Here is a 16,647-nt window from a genome sequence, read left to right on the forward strand (position 1 = left end):
CGCCCTCTGGTCTGCCGACGAGGGCCGACGTATGCTCGGGGCATGGGGATCGTCCGGGGAATCGGGTCAGGGGGCCGGCGCGCCAGGCTGCGCCTTCACCGGAATGTGCAGCTGAGCGTCTGCCTGGTCGTCGCTGTGGCCGGCACTGCCACGCTCTGCGGCCTGGCGCTCGATCGCACCGCTCCGCGCCAGCCCGCCGTTCAGGCATCAGTCGATGTGGCGGCGACGGCGGGTGCGGTGCCGGATGCCGGAGTGGGTGGCGCGGGGGGTTCCTCGACCGCTCTGCAGTCCGAGGCCGGGGCGGCGAGTGGTTCGACCGGCGCGGGTTCGGGAGCCGCTGCTGTGCCCTCCGGTGTTGTCGATACTGCTGGTGGCGGGCAGGATGCCGCACCGTCCGCCAGCGGGTCGACGACGGCCTCGGGATTCTCGGCCACCGACTTCACCTCAGGCGCCGGCTCGGACAGCGGAGCGGGAAGCGCGGATTCCGGATCCGCGGGGGAGGCGACACCGGGCGACGGAGCCCTGCCGGAGCCGGTGTCCGCCGATCCTCAGCCCGCCGATCCCGCTCCCGCCGACCCTGCACCGGCCGACCCTGCACCGTCTGATCCCGGCGCCTCCGACCCGCTCCCCTTCGATCCCGCACCGGCCGAGCCTGTGCCGGCCGACCCGCTCCCGTTCGATCCGGCGCCGCCGTCAGATCCGGCACCGCAATCGGACCCGGCGCCGGTCGACCCCGCACCCTCGGCGGTCTCGCCGACCGATCCGGTGGCCTGAACCGCGTCGCCTCACGCGGCCTCCCGGCGCCGTGATCTAGGGTGAGCACATGAGTCAGTTGATCGGCACCCTCGTCATTCTCGGAGCATCCGGAGACCTATCGGCACGGCTGCTGTTGCCCGGCCTCGCACAGCTGTTGACCTCCGAACCCGACCGCCGCCTGACCCTCATCGGAGCCGGCGCCGAAGCCTGGACCGATGAGGAGTGGCACAAGGTCGTCACCACCTCCTTCGCAGAAGTGAATGCCTCGGGCGAGACGGTCGCGGGCATCCTGAAGGACTCGCACTATTTCCAGGCCGACGTCACGAAACCGGATGACCTGCAGAAGATCCTCGATGCCTGCGACGGCGTGCCCGCGATCTATTTCGCGCTGCCACCGGCCGTCGCGGCGCTGGCCTGTGAGGCTCTGGCCTCGGTGAAGCGGCCCGACGGTCTCACCCTCGCCCTCGAGAAGCCGTTCGGCACCGACGAGCAGAGCGCGATCGCCCTGAACGAACTGCTGCTGAAGCTGGTGCCCGAGGAGCAGGTGCACCGGGTCGACCACTTCCTCGGACGCTCCACTGTGCTGAACCTTCTGGGCCTCCGTTTCGCGAACCGCATCTTCGAGCCGGTCTGGAATGCCGAGCACATCGAGAAGATCGAGATCATCTACGACGAGCAGCTGGCGCTCGAGGGCCGCGCGCGCTACTACGACAAGGCGGGTGCGCTGGTCGACATGATCCAGAGCCATCTGTTGCAGGTGATGGCGGTCGTGGCGATGGAGCCGCCGTCGACACTGCAGTCGAACGACCTGCGCGACGCCAAGCAGCTCGTGCTGCGGGCGACACAGGTCTGGCAGGGAGACGCGATCGCGGCGTCCAGGCGCGCCCGGTACACGTCGGGGGAGGTGCAGGGGCGGCAGCTGCCGTCGTACGTCGACGAGACGGGCGTCGACCCGAGCCGTGAGACCGAGACGCTGGCCGAGGTCACCTTCGAGGTGAACACGTGGCGCTGGGCGGGCATCCCGTTCACGTTGCGCTCGGGCAAGGCGCTGGCGGAGCGGCGCCGTGAGATCGTGATCACGTTCCGGCCGGCGAGGCAGCTGCCGGTGGGGCTGAAAGGGCACAACGACCCCACGGTGCTGCGCGTGTTCCTGGCACCGGATGAGATGTCGCTCGAGATCAACATCAACGGCCCGGGCGACCCATACGAGCTGGAACGCATCAGCCTCGACGCGCACTTCGGCGACGGGCAGCTGCTGGCGTACCGCGAGGTGCTGGCGGGCATCCTCGACGGCGACTCATCGCTGTCGGTGCGCGGCGACTCCGCGGTCGAGGGCTGGCGCATCGTGGCACCCATCGTCGAGGCGTGGAAGCACGACGAGGTGCCGATCGACGACTACCGCGCCGGCACAGAGGGCCCGACCTTCTGGCCGCGGATCTGAGGTCTGGCGGGCACGGGGCCGCCTGGCTGGCACGAGGCGCCTTTCGCCCGTCGCCAATTCAGGCTGGATGTCCGGCGGAGGCCCATCTGGGCCCCGTGTCGCGCCTGACCTGAATAAGGACCGGGGTGTGGCGCTTTTCGCCGCGCAGAGCAGTCGGTCAGCGGCCGGCTTCGACCAGGTGGGTGCGGACGGCCGCGACGGGCGCGGGAAGTGCGATCTCGCCGGTCTCGTCGAGAACGGTGAGAGCCGCGGCGAGATCGGCAGAGACGGGCACGGCGACGATCGGCGCAAGCGGCGGTGCGAGCGTCGCCGCCGCGGGTGCGAGTTCAGGTGCGGGTGCGGGTGCGGGTGCGGGTGCGCTCAGCGTTGCGACCGGCACCGAGGTGACAACAAGCGCGGCGTGGTCGGCCTCAACCGCGAAGGGCAGAGCGGCGTGGCTCCCGACGCGAACGTCGACAGGAGCCTCAGCCGGGGCGACGAGGGGGTGTGCCGGCAGCGCGCGGGTCTCCGCGAACGCCGAGGTGGCGGCCACGAAGGAACCCCCGAGCGGCGCGGGCGCGACCAGCGGCACGGCCTGGTGGTTGATGAGGGTGCTGACGATGTCATGGGCGACCGAGGAGGCGAGCATCGTGTGGAAGATATCGTCGGTGTCGCTGTTCGCCCGCCGGGTGATCGCGTAGGAACCCAGGGGGCCGAAGTTCGCGTGGAGCGTCTGGTTCACCAGTTCGTAGAGCCGCTCTGACGACATCGGGCTCTGCACCGCCTGAGCCTCGAGCCGGGCTCGTTCCGCTCGTGCCTTGCGCCGCCAACCAATCATCATGAGCCCTTCTCACCGCACCGTTCCCCCAAGTGTGGCTGCTCCGCCGCCCGATCGCCGTCGGGACACGCCGGAAGGCAGGTTCAGGCCCCGCTACTTCTCGTTCAGCTCGCGGGCTTCGCGGTCATCCTGCTGCACACTGCCCACGGCCAGCGCCACGGTGAGGGCCCAGCTGACCCACATGAGCACGAGGCGCCAGTCGCGGGGCCCCCGTCGGGTGGTCTGGATCACGGCGAAGCCGCTCGCGATCGCGCCGATGATGCTGCTGTTGAAGATGAACTTGCGCATGACACCAACCTACTTGTTCGAGGCGTCCCTTGCCCGAGCCTTGACAGCCTTCCTGTCGGCCTTCTCGACCTTCTTCTGCGTGCGCTTCTTCAGCGGCTTCGGCGTCTGCTCCCAGGCCTCCTGTCGGCCGAACGCGAGCGTCTCCCTGAGCATCCGGAGCCGTTCCTCCTCAGTCTTCGCCTTGCGGGTGTTCACCTCGGCGACGACGCTGCCGTCCCAATCGTTCGCCGAGAGGAACGCGAGTACCTCCTGCACCGGCTGCCCGCCGTACCCCGGCAGGAGGTGTTCGTCGAAGACCCGGCCCTCATCGAGCGAACCCGATCCGTCGCAGAGGTGCACGTGCCGCAGGCGCGGTCCGAGCGCTTCGGCCATCTCGAGCGAGTCGCGACCCGACAGGGCCGCGTGTGAGAAGTCGAGGGTGACGGCGGCGCAGTCCATCACCACCGGGTCCCAGCCGGGGGAGTAGGCCGCAAGGCTCGAGCCCTTGACCTTCCAGGGGAACATGTTCTCGACCGCGATCTCGACGCCGTAGGTCTCGGTCGTCTCCTGCACGATGCGGAGGAAGTTCTCTGCGTACCCCGACTGCCAGCGGAACGGTGGATGCACGACCACCGCGCTCGCACCGACCGCTCTGGCGAGGTCGGCCGACTTCTCGAGCTTCACCTTCGGATCCCTGCCCCAGACGAAGTGCGTGAGCAGCAGCACCGGGGCGTGGATCGAGAGGATCGGCATCCCGTACTTCTCGCTGAGAGCGAGCAGGGTGTCGGGGGACTGGGTGACCTCATCGCGGGTGACCATGACTTCGACGCCGTCATAACCCGCCAGGCTCGCAAAACGGAAGCCCTCTTCGACCCCCAGCGGATAGACGCACGAAGTGCTCATGCCGATTCGGATCATGGGGCTGACGATAGTCGCCCGACCTGAACACTGCGCCAGTTCTCGGCGATCCTCCGCGAAATTTGTGGCGGCTGGTACCGTAAAGAATGACCGCCCGCGGGCATCCTCCCGCCGACAATCGAACGGATCCTGTCATCTCCTCTGCCAGCGCATCGGCGCGAACCGGCCAGTACGACCTCGTCGTGGTCTCCAATCGACTGCCTGTCGACAAAGTGATCGCCGACGACGGCACCGAGACCTGGCGCGGCTCGCCCGGGGGCCTCGTCACGGCGCTCGAACCGATCATGCGTGCCAGCGAAGGCGCCTGGGTCGGCTGGGCGGGGGTCGCCGACGACGCTTCGGAACCCTTCGAACACGACGGCATCTCGATCGTCCCCGTGACACTCAGTGCCGACGAGGTCGAGCTCTACTACGAAGGTTTCTCGAACGACACCCTCTGGCCGCTCTACCACGACGTGATCGCCCCGCCCACGTACCACCGGGACTGGTGGGAGTCGTACCTCGAGGTGAACCAGCGATTCGCGGATGCGGCGGCCACCGCGGCCGCCGACGGGGCCACGGTGTGGGTGCAGGACTACCAGCTGCAGCTCGTTCCGAAAATGCTGCGGGAGATCCGCCCCGACCTCGTGATCGGCTTCTTCAATCACATTCCGTTTCCGGCATACGGGATCTTCTCGCAGCTGCCATGGCGCACCCAGATCATCGAGGGCCTGCTCGGGGCCGATGTCATCGGCTTCCAGCGAGTGGCGGATGCCGGCAACTTCAGCCGCGCGGTGCGCCGCCTCCTGGGGTTCTCGACCAAGGGCACCACCATCGAGGTGCCGATCGTGGACGCCGCCGAGGTCGAGGGTCGACCGAACCGCACGCGCGTCTCCCGCCGGGGGCACCACGTGCGAACGGTCACGGCCCGCGCGTTCCCGATCTCCATCGACACCGAGAGTTTCGTCGAACTCGCCCACCGGCCCGACGTGCAGGCCCGCGCGAAGGAGATCCGGCAGGAGCTCGGAAATCCCGACGTGGTGATGCTCGGCGTCGACAGGCTCGATTACACCAAGGGCATCGGCCACCGGCTGAAGGCCTACGGCGAGCTGCTCGAAGACGGCAAGATCGACGTCGCGCACGCCAGTCTCATCCAGGTGGCCAGCCCCAGCCGCGAGCGGGTCAAGACGTACATGCAGCTCAGGGATGAGATCGAACTCACCGTCGGGCGGATCAACGGCGACTTCTCGACCATCAGCCATTCGGCGATCAGCTACTTGCACCAGGGCCGGCCCCGCGAGGAGATGGCGGCGCTCTACCTCGCCGCCGACATCATGCTCGTCACGGCCCTCCGCGACGGTATGAACCTGGTCGCGAAGGAGTATGTCGCCTCCCGGTTCGACAATGGCGGCGTGCTGGTGCTGAGCGAGTTCGCGGGAGCCGCCGACGAGCTGAAGCAGGCGCTGCTCGTCAACCCGCACGACATCCATGGCCTGAAGGAGGCGATCATGAAGGCGATCGCCATGCCGCAGAGTGAGAGATCCCGGCGCATGCGCGCCCTCCGCAAGCGGGTGATCGAGTTCGATGTCGCGAGATGGTCGAAGTCCTTCCTCGACGAGCTCGCCGATCTGACGCACGCCCGGAGCGCGAGCGAGGCCTCCGATGCGGCCGACGCTCTGTCTGACGCGGCCGACGACGAGGCCAAGGCCAACGCGTCGTCGAGTGTGCGAACGGCCCGCACGGCCCAACCGGATGCCCGGGCGAATCCGACTGGCACCGAGAATCCGACCGGCACCGTGAATCCAGTCGGCGCCGAAGCGGGTGAACCCCAGAAGTGAGCGGCATCATCGACGCAGAGACCGACGAACTCGTCGCGAAGCTCACGGAGCTCGCCGAGACCCGGCAGTTGCTCATCGCCCTCGACTTCGACGGCACGCTGGCGCCCGAAGTGGATGACCCCCAGCACGCTCGCGCCCTGCCCGAGGCCCGCGCCGCGGTGCTGAGACTGCTCGCCCTCCCCGCCACGCGGGTCGCCCTCATCTCGGGCCGCGCCATGGAGAGCCTCGAGCACGTGGCGAACCTGCCGGATTCCGTGCTGCTGGTCGGGTCGCACGGCGTCGAGTTCCGGCTCGACACCCCCGACGCGACGGTCGACCTCGACACGGCCGAGCTCGAACAGGTGGATGTGCTGAGCGAGCTGCTCGAAGACGTCGCGGCGGGCCTCGACCAGGTCTGGATCGAGCCGAAGCCCGCGGGCTTCGCCCTGCACACCCGGCTCGCGACCGAGCGGGACTCCCGCATCGCCCACCTTCAGGCGCTCAGCGAGACCCGCGCGGAGATCGCCGGGCTCACCGTTCGCGAAGGCAAGAACGTTCTCGAGTTCTCGGTGCGGAGCGCTACGAAGGGTGAGGCCCTGCTGCACCTGAAGGAGTACGCCAAGGCGACGGCTGTGCTCTACGCGGGCGACGACGTCACCGACGAGGATGCCTTCGCGGTGCTCGACTCGCGCGACTTCGGGTTGAAGAGCGGGCCGGGAAAGACGATCGCCGAGTTCCGGGTGGCCGATCCGCGCGAGGTGGCCGGCGTGCTCACGCTGCTCGCCGACCTGCGGGCGAAGGCGTTCGAGTCCGGTGCGCCCGGCCGGGCCTGATCCGCGACGCTGCCTGGTCCGAGACACTGCCTGATCGCAATACTGCCCGATCCGCGCACGGCACTCGGCATCGACGGGCTCCCCGCCGCGGTGCTCCTCGGAACGGATCGGAGAGTCGCCGCAGGCCCCGTGCTCGGGCCCGACGAGATCGAAGCCCTGGTCGGCGGTATCGGCGAGGCGCTGGCCCAGAACGGCTGGGCCGACCGCCAAAAAGTGCTCGTTCGAGGTTCTAAACTCGTAACATGCCCGAAATAGACATGAAGCCGCGTTCGCGCGTCGTCACCGACGGAATCGAAGCCACGACCTCACGCGGAATGCTCCGTGCGGTCGGTATGGGCGACGCCGACTGGGACAAGCCGCAGATCGGCATTGCGAGCTCATGGAACGAGATCACCCCCTGCAACCTGTCGCTCGACAGGCTCGCGCAGGCCTCCAAGGAGGGTGTGCACTCGGGCGGGGGATACCCCCTGCAGTTCGGCACCATCTCCGTCTCCGACGGCATCTCGATGGGCCACGAGGGCATGCACTTCTCGCTCGTCTCGCGTGAGGTCATCGCCGACAGCGTCGAGACCGTCATGCAGGCCGAGCGCCTCGACGGCAGCGTGTTGCTGGCCGGCTGCGACAAGTCGCTGCCCGGCATGCTGATGGCCGCGGCCCGCCTCGACCTCGCGAGCGTGTTCCTCTACGCCGGCTCGATCGCGCCGGGCTGGGTCAAGCTCAGCGACGGCACCGAGAAGGACATCACGATCATCGACTCCTTCGAGGCCGTCGGCGGCGTCAAGGCCGGCACGATGAGCGTCGAGGATGCCAAGCGCATCGAGTGCGCCTTTGCCCCGGGCGAGGGTGCCTGCGGAGGCATGTACACCGCCAACACGATGGCCTCCGTCGCCGAGGCCCTCGGCATGAGCCTGCCGGGCAGCGCGTCGCCGGCATCGGCCGACCGCCGCCGCGACTTCTTCGCGCACCGCTCGGGCGAGGCCGTCGTGAACATGCTTCGCCTGGGCATCACGACCCGCGACATCCTCACCAAAGACGCGTTCGAGAACGCGATCGCCGTCGCCATGGCCCTCGGTGGATCGACAAACGTCATCCTGCACCTGCTCGCGATCGCCTACGAGGCCGAGGTCGACCTCACGATCGACGACTTCAACCGCATCGGTGATACGATCCCGCATCTCGCCGACATGAAGCCGTTCGGCAAATATGTGATGAACGACCTCGACCGGCAGGGCGGACTCCCGGTGCTGATGAAGGCGCTGCTGGATGCCGGACTGATGCACGGCGACGCGCTCACCGTCACGGGCAAGACCCTCGCCGAGAATCTCGCGGAGATCAATCCGCCGACGCTCGACGGCAAGGTGCTCCGCACGCTCGACAACCCGATCCACCCCACGGGCGGCCTCACCGTGTTGAAGGGCACGCTGGCCCCCGAGGGCGGCGTCGTCAAGACCGCCGGATTCGACGCGAGTGTGTTCGAGGGCCCCGCGAAGGTCTTCGAGCGTGAGCGCGCGGCGATGGATGCGCTCACCAACGGTGAGATCCAGCACGGCGACGTGGTGGTCATCCGCTACGAGGGTCCGAAGGGCGGCCCCGGCATGCGGGAGATGCTCGCGATCACCGCGGCCATCAAGGGCGCCGGGCTCGGCAAAGATGTACTACTCTTGACAGACGGCAGATTCTCAGGCGGCACAACCGGCCTGTGTATCGGCCACATAGCACCCGAAGCGGTCGACGCAGGTCCGATTGCCTTCGTGCGCGATGGTGATCTGATTCGGGTCGATATCGCAGCTCGCTCGCTCGACCTACTCGTCGAACCCGCAGAGCTCGCAGCCCGCCGTGACGGCTGGGCTCCGCTCCCCCCGCGCTATACCCGTGGCGTCCTGGCCAAATACTCGAAGCTCGTGCATTCAGCTGCAGAAGGCGCGATCACCGGGTAAGGCACCTCCGTCCGGTCCAACCGCCCCCGTCTCCGGGCGCACAGGCCGGTCACCATCGTCAAAGGATCCCCTCTTATGTCCACGGAATCACTTCCCGTGCCGTCCAACCTCCGAACTCCCGGCCGCCCCGCGGCGGCCAGAGTCGAGCCCGAGATCCTCACCGGATCGGGAGCGATACTCCGCTCGCTCGAGCTGTTGGGGGTGAAAGACGTCTTCGGCCTCCCCGGGGGCGCGATCATCCCGTTCTACGACGAACTGATGGCATCGACGGCCATCCGCCACATCCTGGTGCGCCACGAGCAGGGTGCCGGTCACGCTGCCGAGGGCTACGCCTCCTCCACCGGCAAGGTCGGCGTCGCGATCGCGACATCCGGTCCCGGTGCGACGAACCTGGTCACGGCGATCGCCGACGCCTACATGGACTCGGTGCCGACGCTCTTCATCACCGGCCAGATCTTCTCGCACCTGATCGGAACCGACGGCTTCCAGGAGGTCGACATCGTCGGAATCACGATGCCGATCACAAAGCACTCCTTCCTGGTGCGGGACGCCGCGGACATCCCGGCCACGCTCGCCGCCGCCCACCTCATCGCCTCCACCGGTCGCCCCGGCCCGGTGCTCGTCGACATCACGAAGGACGCGCAGCAGAACTCCGCGCCGTTCGTCTGGCCGTCGAAGGTCGACCTGCCCGGCTACCGTCCCGTCGTGAAGGCGCACGGCAAGCAGATCCAGGCCGCCGCGTCGCTGTTGGCCGTTGCGAAGCGCCCGGTGTTCTACGTCGGTGGTGGTGTCATCCGGGCATCCGCGTCAGCCGAACTGCTGAAGCTCGCAGAACTCACCGGCGTGCCCGTCGTCACCACGCTGATGGCGCGTGGGGCGTTCCCCGACTCGCACCCGCAGGCGCTCGGGATGCCCGGTATGCACGGCACGGTGCCCGCCGTGCTGGCGCTTCAGGAGAGCGACCTGCTCATCTCCCTCGGTGCGCGGTTCGACGACCGGGTGACCGGCAAGGTGAGCGAGTTCGCGCCCGACGCCAAGGTCGTGCACGTCGACATCGATCCCGCCGAGATCTCGAAGATCCGCCTGGCCGATGTGCCGATCGTGGGCGACGCGCGCGACGTCATCGTCGACCTCACCGCGGCCTACGCCGACGCTGTCGCGTCCGCGGTCGAGGTGGGTGCCGGTAAGCCCGACATCTCCGAGTGGTGGGCGCGCCTGAACGATCTGAAGAAGCAGTTTCCGCTCGGCTACGACGAGCCCGACGACGGCCTCATCTCTCCGCAGTACGTGATCGAACGCATCGGCCAGATCACCGGCCCCGAGGGCATCTACGCCTCGGGAGTCGGCCAGCACCAGATGTGGGCGGCGCAGTTCATCAAGTACGAACGCCCCAACGCGTGGCTGAACTCCGGCGGCGCCGGCACCATGGGCTACGGCGTGCCCGCTGCGATGGGTGCCAAGGTGGCTAACCCCGACCGCACGGTCTGGGCGATCGACGGTGACGGCTGCTTTCAGATGACCAACCAGGAGCTCGCGACCTGCACGATCAACAACATCCCGATCAAGGTCGCGATCATCAACAACTCCTCCCTCGGCATGGTGCGCCAGTGGCAGACGCTGTTCTACGACGGCCGTCACTCGTTCACCGACCTGAACACCGGGGACGGCACGATCATGATCCCGGACTTCGTGAAGCTGGCCGACGCCTACGGTGCCCTCGGCATCCGGGTCACGAAGAAAGAAGACGTCGACGCTGCCATCAAGCTGGCGATCGAGACCAACGACCGGCCCGTCGTCATCGACTTCGTGGTGAGCCGCGACTCGATGGTCTGGCCGATGGTTCCCCAGGGAGTCGGGAACTCGTCGGTGCAGTACGCCCGCGAGCACGCCCCCGAGTGGGAAGAGGAGTAGACCCGTGAGCCACGTCCTGTCACTGCTTGTCGAAGACAAACCGGGTCTGCTGACCCGCGTCGCCGGCCTGTTCGCCCGCCGCGGCTTCAACATCGAGTCTCTCGCGGTCGGTGCGAGCGAGATCGAGGGTCTCTCCCGCATCACCGTTGTCGTCGACGTCGAGGAACTGCCGCTCGAGCAGGTCACCAAGCAGCTCAACAAGCTCGTCAACGTGATCAAGATCGTCGAGCTCGACCCCAACCAGTCGGTGCAGCGCGAACACCTCCTCATCAAGGTGAAGGTCGACAACGTCACCCGGTCGCAGGTGCTCGAAGCGGTCACGCTCTTCAGGGCGCGGGTTGTGGATGTCGCGACCGATGCCCTCGTCATCGAGGTCACCGGCGACAGTGGCAAGACCACCGCGTTCCTCCGTGTGCTCGAGCCGTACGGCATCAAGGAGATGGCCCAGTCGGGCCTCCTCGCGATCGGCCGCGGCAGCAAGTCGATCACCGAGCGCGTCTATAAAAATTGACTGCTCGAAAGAACTGACCCGGCGGCTTCCCGCCGCCGCCCCCTTTTCCCCCGCATCCCGAACCACCCGTCAACAAACAAGGAGCAAGAACTCAAGTGACTGAAATCTTCTACGACGCAGACGCCGACCTGTCGCTCATCCAGGCGAAGAAGGTGGCGGTCGTCGGTTACGGCTCGCAGGGCCACGCCCACGCGCTGAACCTCCGCGACTCCGGTGTCGAGGTCGTCGTCGCCCTCAAGGAGGGTTCGGCATCCAAGGCCAAGGCCGAAGAGGCCGGCTTCCAGGTGCTCTCCGTCGCCGACGCCACCGCCTGGGCCGACGTGGTCGTCATCCTCGCACCCGACCAGCACCAGCGCGGCATCTACAAGAACGACATCGCCCCGAACCTGAAGCCCGGCACCGCGCTGGTCTTCGGCCACGGCTTCAACATCCGCTTCGGCTACATCGAGGCACCCGAGGGCACCGACATCCTGCTCGTCGCCCCCAAGGGACCGGGCCACACCGTGCGCCGCGAGTTCGAGGCGGGGCGCGGCGTTCCCGTCATCGTCGCGGTCGAAGAGGATGCATCGGGATCAGCCTGGGCGCTCGCCTGGTCGTACGCCCGTGCCATCGGCGGCCTCCGTGCCGGCGGCATCAAGACCACGTTCACCGAAGAGACCGAGACCGACCTGTTCGGCGAGCAGGCCGTTCTCTGCGGTGGCACCTCGCAGCTGGTGCAGTACGGCTTCGAGACGCTGATCGAGGCCGGCTACCAGCCCCAGATCGCGTACTTCGAGGTTCTGCACGAGCTGAAGCTGATCGTCGACCTCATGTGGGAGGGTGGCATCGCCAAGCAGCGCTGGTCGGTCTCCGACACCGCGGAGTACGGCGACTACGTCTCCGGCCCGCGCGTCATCACCCCCGACGTCAAGGAGAACATGAAGGCCGTTCTCGCCGACATCCAGAGCGGCGCGTTCGCCGCCCGCTTCATCGCCGACCAGGACGCCGGAGCACCCGAGTTCCTGGCCCTCCGCGAGAAGGGTGCCCAGCACCCCATCGAGGAGACCGGCCGCGAACTGCGCGCGCTGTTCGCGTGGAAGCAGACTGACGCGGACTACACCGAAGGATCAGCTGCGCGCTGATCCTTCGGTGCCGCTTGCGCGGTGCTGTGCTTGTAGGTGCGCCGGCCCCTGGCCGTCGCATGGCGAAGGGCAGCGCTGCGCGCTGACCTCGGTGCAGTCCGCAATGCGGACGCTGTGCTTGTCGGATGCGCCGGCCCCTGGCCGTCGCAAGGCGAAGGATCAGCGGCGCGCTGATCGAACGCGGCGGGTGCCCTCAACGGGCATCCGTTCCCGACGCGGCGGAGCCCTCGCGCCGCAAGCGCACGCCGCCCCCGGTTGCGGGTTTCGGACCCCCCCACCCCGTGTGGCGGGGGATCCGTCGTTGTTGGGGTACGCAGAGCGCCCTTGTCCGACGCTCCGCCGTGGGCCAGCCCTTCGTCGCGTCTCATTGGTGCGCGCTACGGAATGCGCTGGAGCAATCCATCTCGTATGCGCCGACGATCGACCCAGCGCATTCCGTGGGCCGCTCCGGCGGGCGGCCTCGGCGGGGGTCAGGGGTGGTGCACCGCGTTCGTGAGGATGCGGGCGTTCGTCAGGGCCGTGCCGACGGCCTGGTCGAGCTCGGTGAAGACGTCGGCGGAGCGGGCCACGCCGATCGCGCCGCCGAGCATCCCGGCTCCGGATGACCGGCCGAGGCGTGCGATGAGCTCTCCGTTCTGCTCGAAGAACTCAAGGCGGTACTCCAGCCGTTGCTTCTCGCGGCCGGCGAACGCCCCGAGCAGGGCGGTCGTCGTGGCGCTGCCGCGCGTCACATCCCAGCCGCCGAGCGGAGACGTCGCCACCTCGAAACCCTGCGACCGCAGCGCGTCGGCCAGCACCTGGCGGCCGCGTCATGGTCACCGGCGATGAAGTAGTCGACTGCGCTCATGCCGCCATCCTAGTGACGGCGAGCCCGTCGACCACGGGCTCCGCGCGACGGGCGCGCGACGGGTGCGTGATGGCGCGCGGGTTTGTGGGCGGGAGTCGGGGCTGCCGGTAATCTGGAACCATGGCACGCGATCCCGACGACGACGCACTCAGCTGGGGCGACGAGAACGACCCCACCTATGCCGCCCCCCATCCCGAGGCCCTCGACGAGGACGACCTCGAGGAAGACATTCCCATCGTCGACGCGTTCAGCTCGTCGGCACCCGCTCCGCCACTCGCGCCGCTCTCGCCCCACGCATCGAGCCGCGCTGTCGCGGTCGAGTCGCTCGGCGAAGCATCCGCCCAGCATCCGGCCCCGGCGACCACCCCGGCGGCCCCGGCAACCACGTCCGTCGCCCCGACAATGACGTCCGCCCCTGAGGCAGCAGCCACCGCCCCGACCCGCACCGTCGAGGAGGAGGCGGACGCCGCAGAAGACGCAGCCGCCGAACGTGACCTCGCCGCGGCCGAGAAGGAGGCCGAGCCGCTCAGTTCCGCCGGGCTCATCGCCTTCGGGCTCTTCGGCGGAATCTTCCTGTTGTACACGGTCGGCTGGCTCGTGACGTTCATCCGCAATCCCGTGGCCGACACCTCGCTGGCCGGGATCGTGCAGTCCGCGCAGAACATCCTCGCCATCGCGGCGCCGGCGCTCTGGCTCATCGTCACGCTGCTGGTCGGCGCGAAGAGGCGCGTTCCGGTGCGGGTGGTCTGGCTCCTCATCGGCGTCGTCGTGCTGCTTCCCTGGCCCTTTCTGACGGGATACTGAACCTGTGACTTCTGAATCCGCACAGTCTGGCGCCGGCCGGCCTTCTCTTCGGAAGCCTGCCCGGCCCGGCACGGCCACCTCCGGGCCGACGAAGAACGCGCGCCCGACCAAGCGCGTGCGCGGCCGCGCCGGCTGGATCGTCGCCATCGTCTTCGCGTTCCTGTACGCGCTCGACGCCTTCCAGGGCCTCTCGAACCTGATCGGTCTTACGCAGTCGTTCGCCAGCGTGGATGTCGCGATGCCCGGCAACGCGGTCTTCACGCTGGTCGGGCTGATCGTCGTGCCGATCCTCGTCTATGCGCTCATCCTGTGGGGCACCCGCCGGCTTCGGGCAGGATCCGCCCTGCTCGTGTTCCTGGTCGGCTTCGCGGTCGTCGCCGTCATCACGCTCGACCTGCAGAGCCTCTACCGCAGCATCGTGCCGTTCGTCATCTGAGCCTCCGCCCACAATTCAGGAGAGAGGCGCCGCCAGCCCGCATTCCGACGCGGCGACCCACTATGCCTGAATTGTGCACGGATGGCGCGCACCCAGGTATCCGGCGCCCGAGCGCGCCAGCCCAGCCCCGGGCATCCGGAGCCCCGCCCCTCAGCCCAGCCCGGCGAACAGCACCAGCGCGATCAGCAGCACCTGACCCGCCGCCCGCGGCACCAGCGGGATCGCCAGCGCCCCGAACTTCTCACGCCGCCCGGCCGCATACGCGTTCGCCGGGAACACCGCCACGAGGAACACCGCGAGCGCCACGGCAGCCGCCAGACGGAGCACTGGCACGAGCAGCCCGATCCCGCCCGCCACCTCGCAGAGCCCCGTCAGGTACACGAGCGCACGCGGGTTCAGGATGCCCGGCCGCCGCATCGCGGGCGGGATCATCGCGGCCATGGTGCGCACCGACGACGGCACGAAGTGGTTCAGCCCCATCAGCAGGAACACGGCCGCCAGTACGATCGTCACAACGAGATGGATGACGCTGTGTGTCCCGGATTCCATGCTCCCATTCTGCAGGCACTAAAGTTGAGGGGCTACGTCGCCCGCGAGCCCGCCGCCGGCGCTTCACCGTAAGGAATCCCTTCGTGTCAAAACCGGTCGTGCTGATCGCAGAAGAACTTTCCCCCGCCACCGTCGAGGCCCTCGGCCCCGACTTCGACGTGGTCAACATCGACGGCACGGACCGCCCCGCACTGCTCGCGGCGCTCGCCACGGCAGACGCGATCCTGGTGCGCTCGGCGACGAAGGTCGACGAGGAGGCCATCGCCGCGGCTCCGTCGCTGAAGGTCATCGCGCGCGCCGGTGTCGGCCTCGACAACGTCGACATCAAGGCCGCGACCACCGCCGGCGTGATGGTCGTCAACGCCCCCACGTCGAACATCGTCTCGGCCGCCGAGCTCACGGTGGGACACATCCTGAGCCTTGCACGGCACATTCCCGCGGCGCACAGTGCGCTCGCCCAGGGCCAGTGGAAGCGTTCGAAGTACACCGGCACCGAGATCTTCGAGAAGACGGTCGGCATCATCGGCCTCGGCCGGATCGGCGCGCTGATCACGGCCCGCATGCAGGCGTTCGGCACGAACGTCGTCGCCTACGACCCCTACATCACGTCGGCCCGCGCCCAGCAGCTCGGCGTCACCCTGCTGACTCTGGATGAACTGCTCGCCCAGAGCGACTTCATCACGATCCACATGCCGAAGACGCCCGAGACGACCGGCATGATCAGCGACGAGCAGCTCGCGCTGATGAAGCCGACCGCCTACATCGTGAACGTCGCGCGCGGCGGGCTCATCGATGAGGACGCGCTGTTCCGCGCGCTGACCTCCGGCGTGATCGCGGGCGCCGGTCTCGACGTGTTCGTCAGCGAACCGCCCACCGACCACAAACTGCTCGGCCTCGAGAATGTCGTCGTCACCCCGCACCTCGGTGCGTCGACCGACGAGGCACAGGAGAAGGCCGGTGTCTCCGTCGCGAAGTCGGTGCGGCTCGCGCTGTCGGGCGAATTGGTTCCGGATGCCGTGAATGTCGCCGGCGGAGTGATCGACCCCTCGGTGCGACCGGGTATCGCCCTCGTCGAGAAGCTCGGCCAGGTGTTCGCCGGTCTCGCGGGCAGCCCGCTGACGTCGGTGGATGTCGTCATCCGCGGAGAGATCGCCGCCTTCGACGTGAGCGTGCTGAAGCTCGCCGCACTCAAGGGCATCTTCACCAATGTGGTCAGTGAGACCGTGTCGTATGTGAACGCTCCGTTGCTCGCCGAGCAGCGCGGGGTCACGGTCCGCCTGATCACGGATGCGGTCTCCGAGGAGTACCGCAACGTCATCTCGCTCACAGGCGCCCTCAGCGACGGATCGCAGATCTCGGTCTCGGGTACGCTCACCGGCACGAAGCAGATCGAGAAGATCGTGGAGATCAACGGCTACGACGTGGAGGTTCCGTTCGCGGAGCACCTGCTCGTGATGATCTACGACGACCGCCCCGGCATCGTCGCGGTGTACGGCAAGGAGTTCGGCGACGCATCCATCAACATCGCCGGCATGCAGATCGCGCGCACGGCTGCGGGCGGCAAGGCCCTCAGCGTGCTGACGATCGACTCGCCGGCGCCCGAGGAGCTCATGGAGCGCCTGCGCGTCGCGATCGCGGCCGACGTGCTGACCGAGATCGACATCACCGACTGAGTCGCGCGACGCTCGGGCGTGCGATGGTGG

At 68.2% G+C, this 16,647-nt stretch carries 16 protein-coding genes; 11 read left to right on the forward strand and 5 right to left on the reverse strand.

Annotated features, from left to right (window positions below):
- Window positions 1–42: 42 nt before the first annotated feature.
- A complete protein-coding gene (locus tag B7R22_RS19065) occupies window positions 43–774 on the forward strand; it encodes a hypothetical protein (protein ID WP_172582187.1) in 732 nt (243 codons plus the stop codon).
- A gap of 49 nt (window positions 775–823) precedes the next feature.
- A complete protein-coding gene (locus B7R22_RS03670; RefSeq protein WP_116410441.1) occupies window positions 824–2,197 on the forward strand; it encodes a glucose-6-phosphate dehydrogenase in 1,374 nt (457 codons plus the stop codon).
- A gap of 157 nt (window positions 2,198–2,354) precedes the next feature.
- Here B7R22_RS03670 and B7R22_RS03675 read toward each other — a convergent pair whose 3' ends face one another.
- The 3 genes from B7R22_RS03675 to B7R22_RS03685 all read right to left on the reverse strand — a co-directional run bounded on the left by B7R22_RS03675 (window position 2,355) and on the right by B7R22_RS03685 (window position 4,199).
- The gene (locus tag B7R22_RS03675; RefSeq protein WP_116410442.1) at window positions 2,355–3,017 is read right to left on the reverse strand and encodes a hypothetical protein; all 663 of its coding nucleotides are present in this window, start codon (window positions 3,015–3,017) and stop codon (window positions 2,355–2,357) included.
- Window positions 3,018–3,107: 90 nt separating this feature from the next.
- Complete coding sequence (locus B7R22_RS03680) at window positions 3,108–3,302, reverse strand: hypothetical protein (protein WP_116282051.1); 195 nt, start codon at window positions 3,300–3,302, stop codon at window positions 3,108–3,110.
- Between the two features lie 9 nt (window positions 3,303–3,311).
- Window positions 3,312–4,199 (reverse strand): sugar phosphate isomerase/epimerase family protein, encoded by an 888-nt coding sequence (locus B7R22_RS03685; RefSeq protein WP_116410443.1) that lies wholly within the window; start codon window positions 4,197–4,199, stop codon window positions 3,312–3,314.
- A gap of 86 nt (window positions 4,200–4,285) precedes the next feature.
- Between B7R22_RS03685 and B7R22_RS03690 the strand changes: the two genes are divergently transcribed.
- The 6 genes from B7R22_RS03690 to ilvC all read left to right on the forward strand — a co-directional run bounded on the left by B7R22_RS03690 (window position 4,286) and on the right by ilvC (window position 12,308).
- Window positions 4,286–6,016: an alpha,alpha-trehalose-phosphate synthase (UDP-forming) gene (locus tag B7R22_RS03690; protein WP_116410444.1), complete on the forward strand. Its 1,731-nt coding sequence runs from the start codon at window positions 4,286–4,288 to the stop codon at window positions 6,014–6,016.
- Window positions 6,013–6,828, forward strand: coding sequence for a trehalose-phosphatase (gene otsB / locus B7R22_RS03695; RefSeq protein ID WP_116410445.1), 816 nt, complete (start codon window positions 6,013–6,015; stop codon window positions 6,826–6,828). Before B7R22_RS03690 ends, otsB begins: the two co-directional genes overlap by 4 nt.
- Window positions 6,829–7,070: 242 nt before the next feature.
- Window positions 7,071–8,765, forward strand: a complete 1,695-nt coding sequence (ilvD, locus tag B7R22_RS03700) for a dihydroxy-acid dehydratase (RefSeq protein ID WP_116410446.1) — start codon at window positions 7,071–7,073, stop codon at window positions 8,763–8,765.
- 75 nt (window positions 8,766–8,840) lie between these two features.
- Window positions 8,841–10,676 (forward strand): acetolactate synthase large subunit, encoded by a 1,836-nt coding sequence (locus B7R22_RS03705; RefSeq protein WP_116410447.1) that lies wholly within the window; start codon window positions 8,841–8,843, stop codon window positions 10,674–10,676.
- Window positions 10,677–10,680: 4 nt separating this feature from the next.
- Complete coding sequence (gene ilvN, locus B7R22_RS03710; RefSeq protein WP_116282058.1) at window positions 10,681–11,187, forward strand: acetolactate synthase small subunit; 507 nt, start codon at window positions 10,681–10,683, stop codon at window positions 11,185–11,187.
- A gap of 95 nt (window positions 11,188–11,282) precedes the next feature.
- Window positions 11,283–12,308 (forward strand): ketol-acid reductoisomerase, encoded by a 1,026-nt coding sequence (gene ilvC, locus B7R22_RS03715; protein WP_116410448.1) that lies wholly within the window; start codon window positions 11,283–11,285, stop codon window positions 12,306–12,308.
- Between the two features lie 470 nt (window positions 12,309–12,778).
- Here the strand turns inward: ilvC and B7R22_RS03720 are convergent, their stop codons facing one another.
- Window positions 12,779–13,069: a hypothetical protein gene (locus B7R22_RS03720; RefSeq protein WP_147305286.1), complete on the reverse strand. Its 291-nt coding sequence runs from the start codon at window positions 13,067–13,069 to the stop codon at window positions 12,779–12,781.
- A gap of 206 nt (window positions 13,070–13,275) precedes the next feature.
- Between B7R22_RS03720 and B7R22_RS03725 the strand changes: the two genes are divergently transcribed.
- Complete coding sequence (locus B7R22_RS03725; RefSeq protein WP_116410450.1) at window positions 13,276–13,959, forward strand: hypothetical protein; 684 nt, start codon at window positions 13,276–13,278, stop codon at window positions 13,957–13,959.
- Window positions 13,960–13,963: 4 nt separating this feature from the next.
- The gene (locus B7R22_RS03730; RefSeq protein WP_147305287.1) at window positions 13,964–14,395 is read left to right on the forward strand and encodes a hypothetical protein; all 432 of its coding nucleotides are present in this window, start codon (window positions 13,964–13,966) and stop codon (window positions 14,393–14,395) included.
- Window positions 14,396–14,545: 150 nt separating this feature from the next.
- Here the strand turns inward: B7R22_RS03730 and B7R22_RS03735 are convergent, their stop codons facing one another.
- Window positions 14,546–14,944: a DoxX family protein gene (locus tag B7R22_RS03735; RefSeq protein WP_116410452.1), complete on the reverse strand. Its 399-nt coding sequence runs from the start codon at window positions 14,942–14,944 to the stop codon at window positions 14,546–14,548.
- An 83-nt stretch (window positions 14,945–15,027) separates the two neighbouring features.
- Here B7R22_RS03735 and serA point away from each other — a divergent pair, with 83 nt between their 5' ends.
- On the forward strand, window positions 15,028–16,617 hold the full coding sequence (gene serA, locus B7R22_RS03740; protein ID WP_116410453.1) for a phosphoglycerate dehydrogenase: 1,590 nt from the start codon (window positions 15,028–15,030) through the stop codon (window positions 16,615–16,617).
- Window positions 16,618–16,647 lie beyond the last annotated feature (30 nt).

This window comes from Subtercola boreus, from assembly GCF_003399635.1.
GTDB classification, from domain to species: Bacteria; Actinomycetota; Actinomycetes; order Actinomycetales; family Microbacteriaceae; genus Subtercola; species Subtercola boreus_B.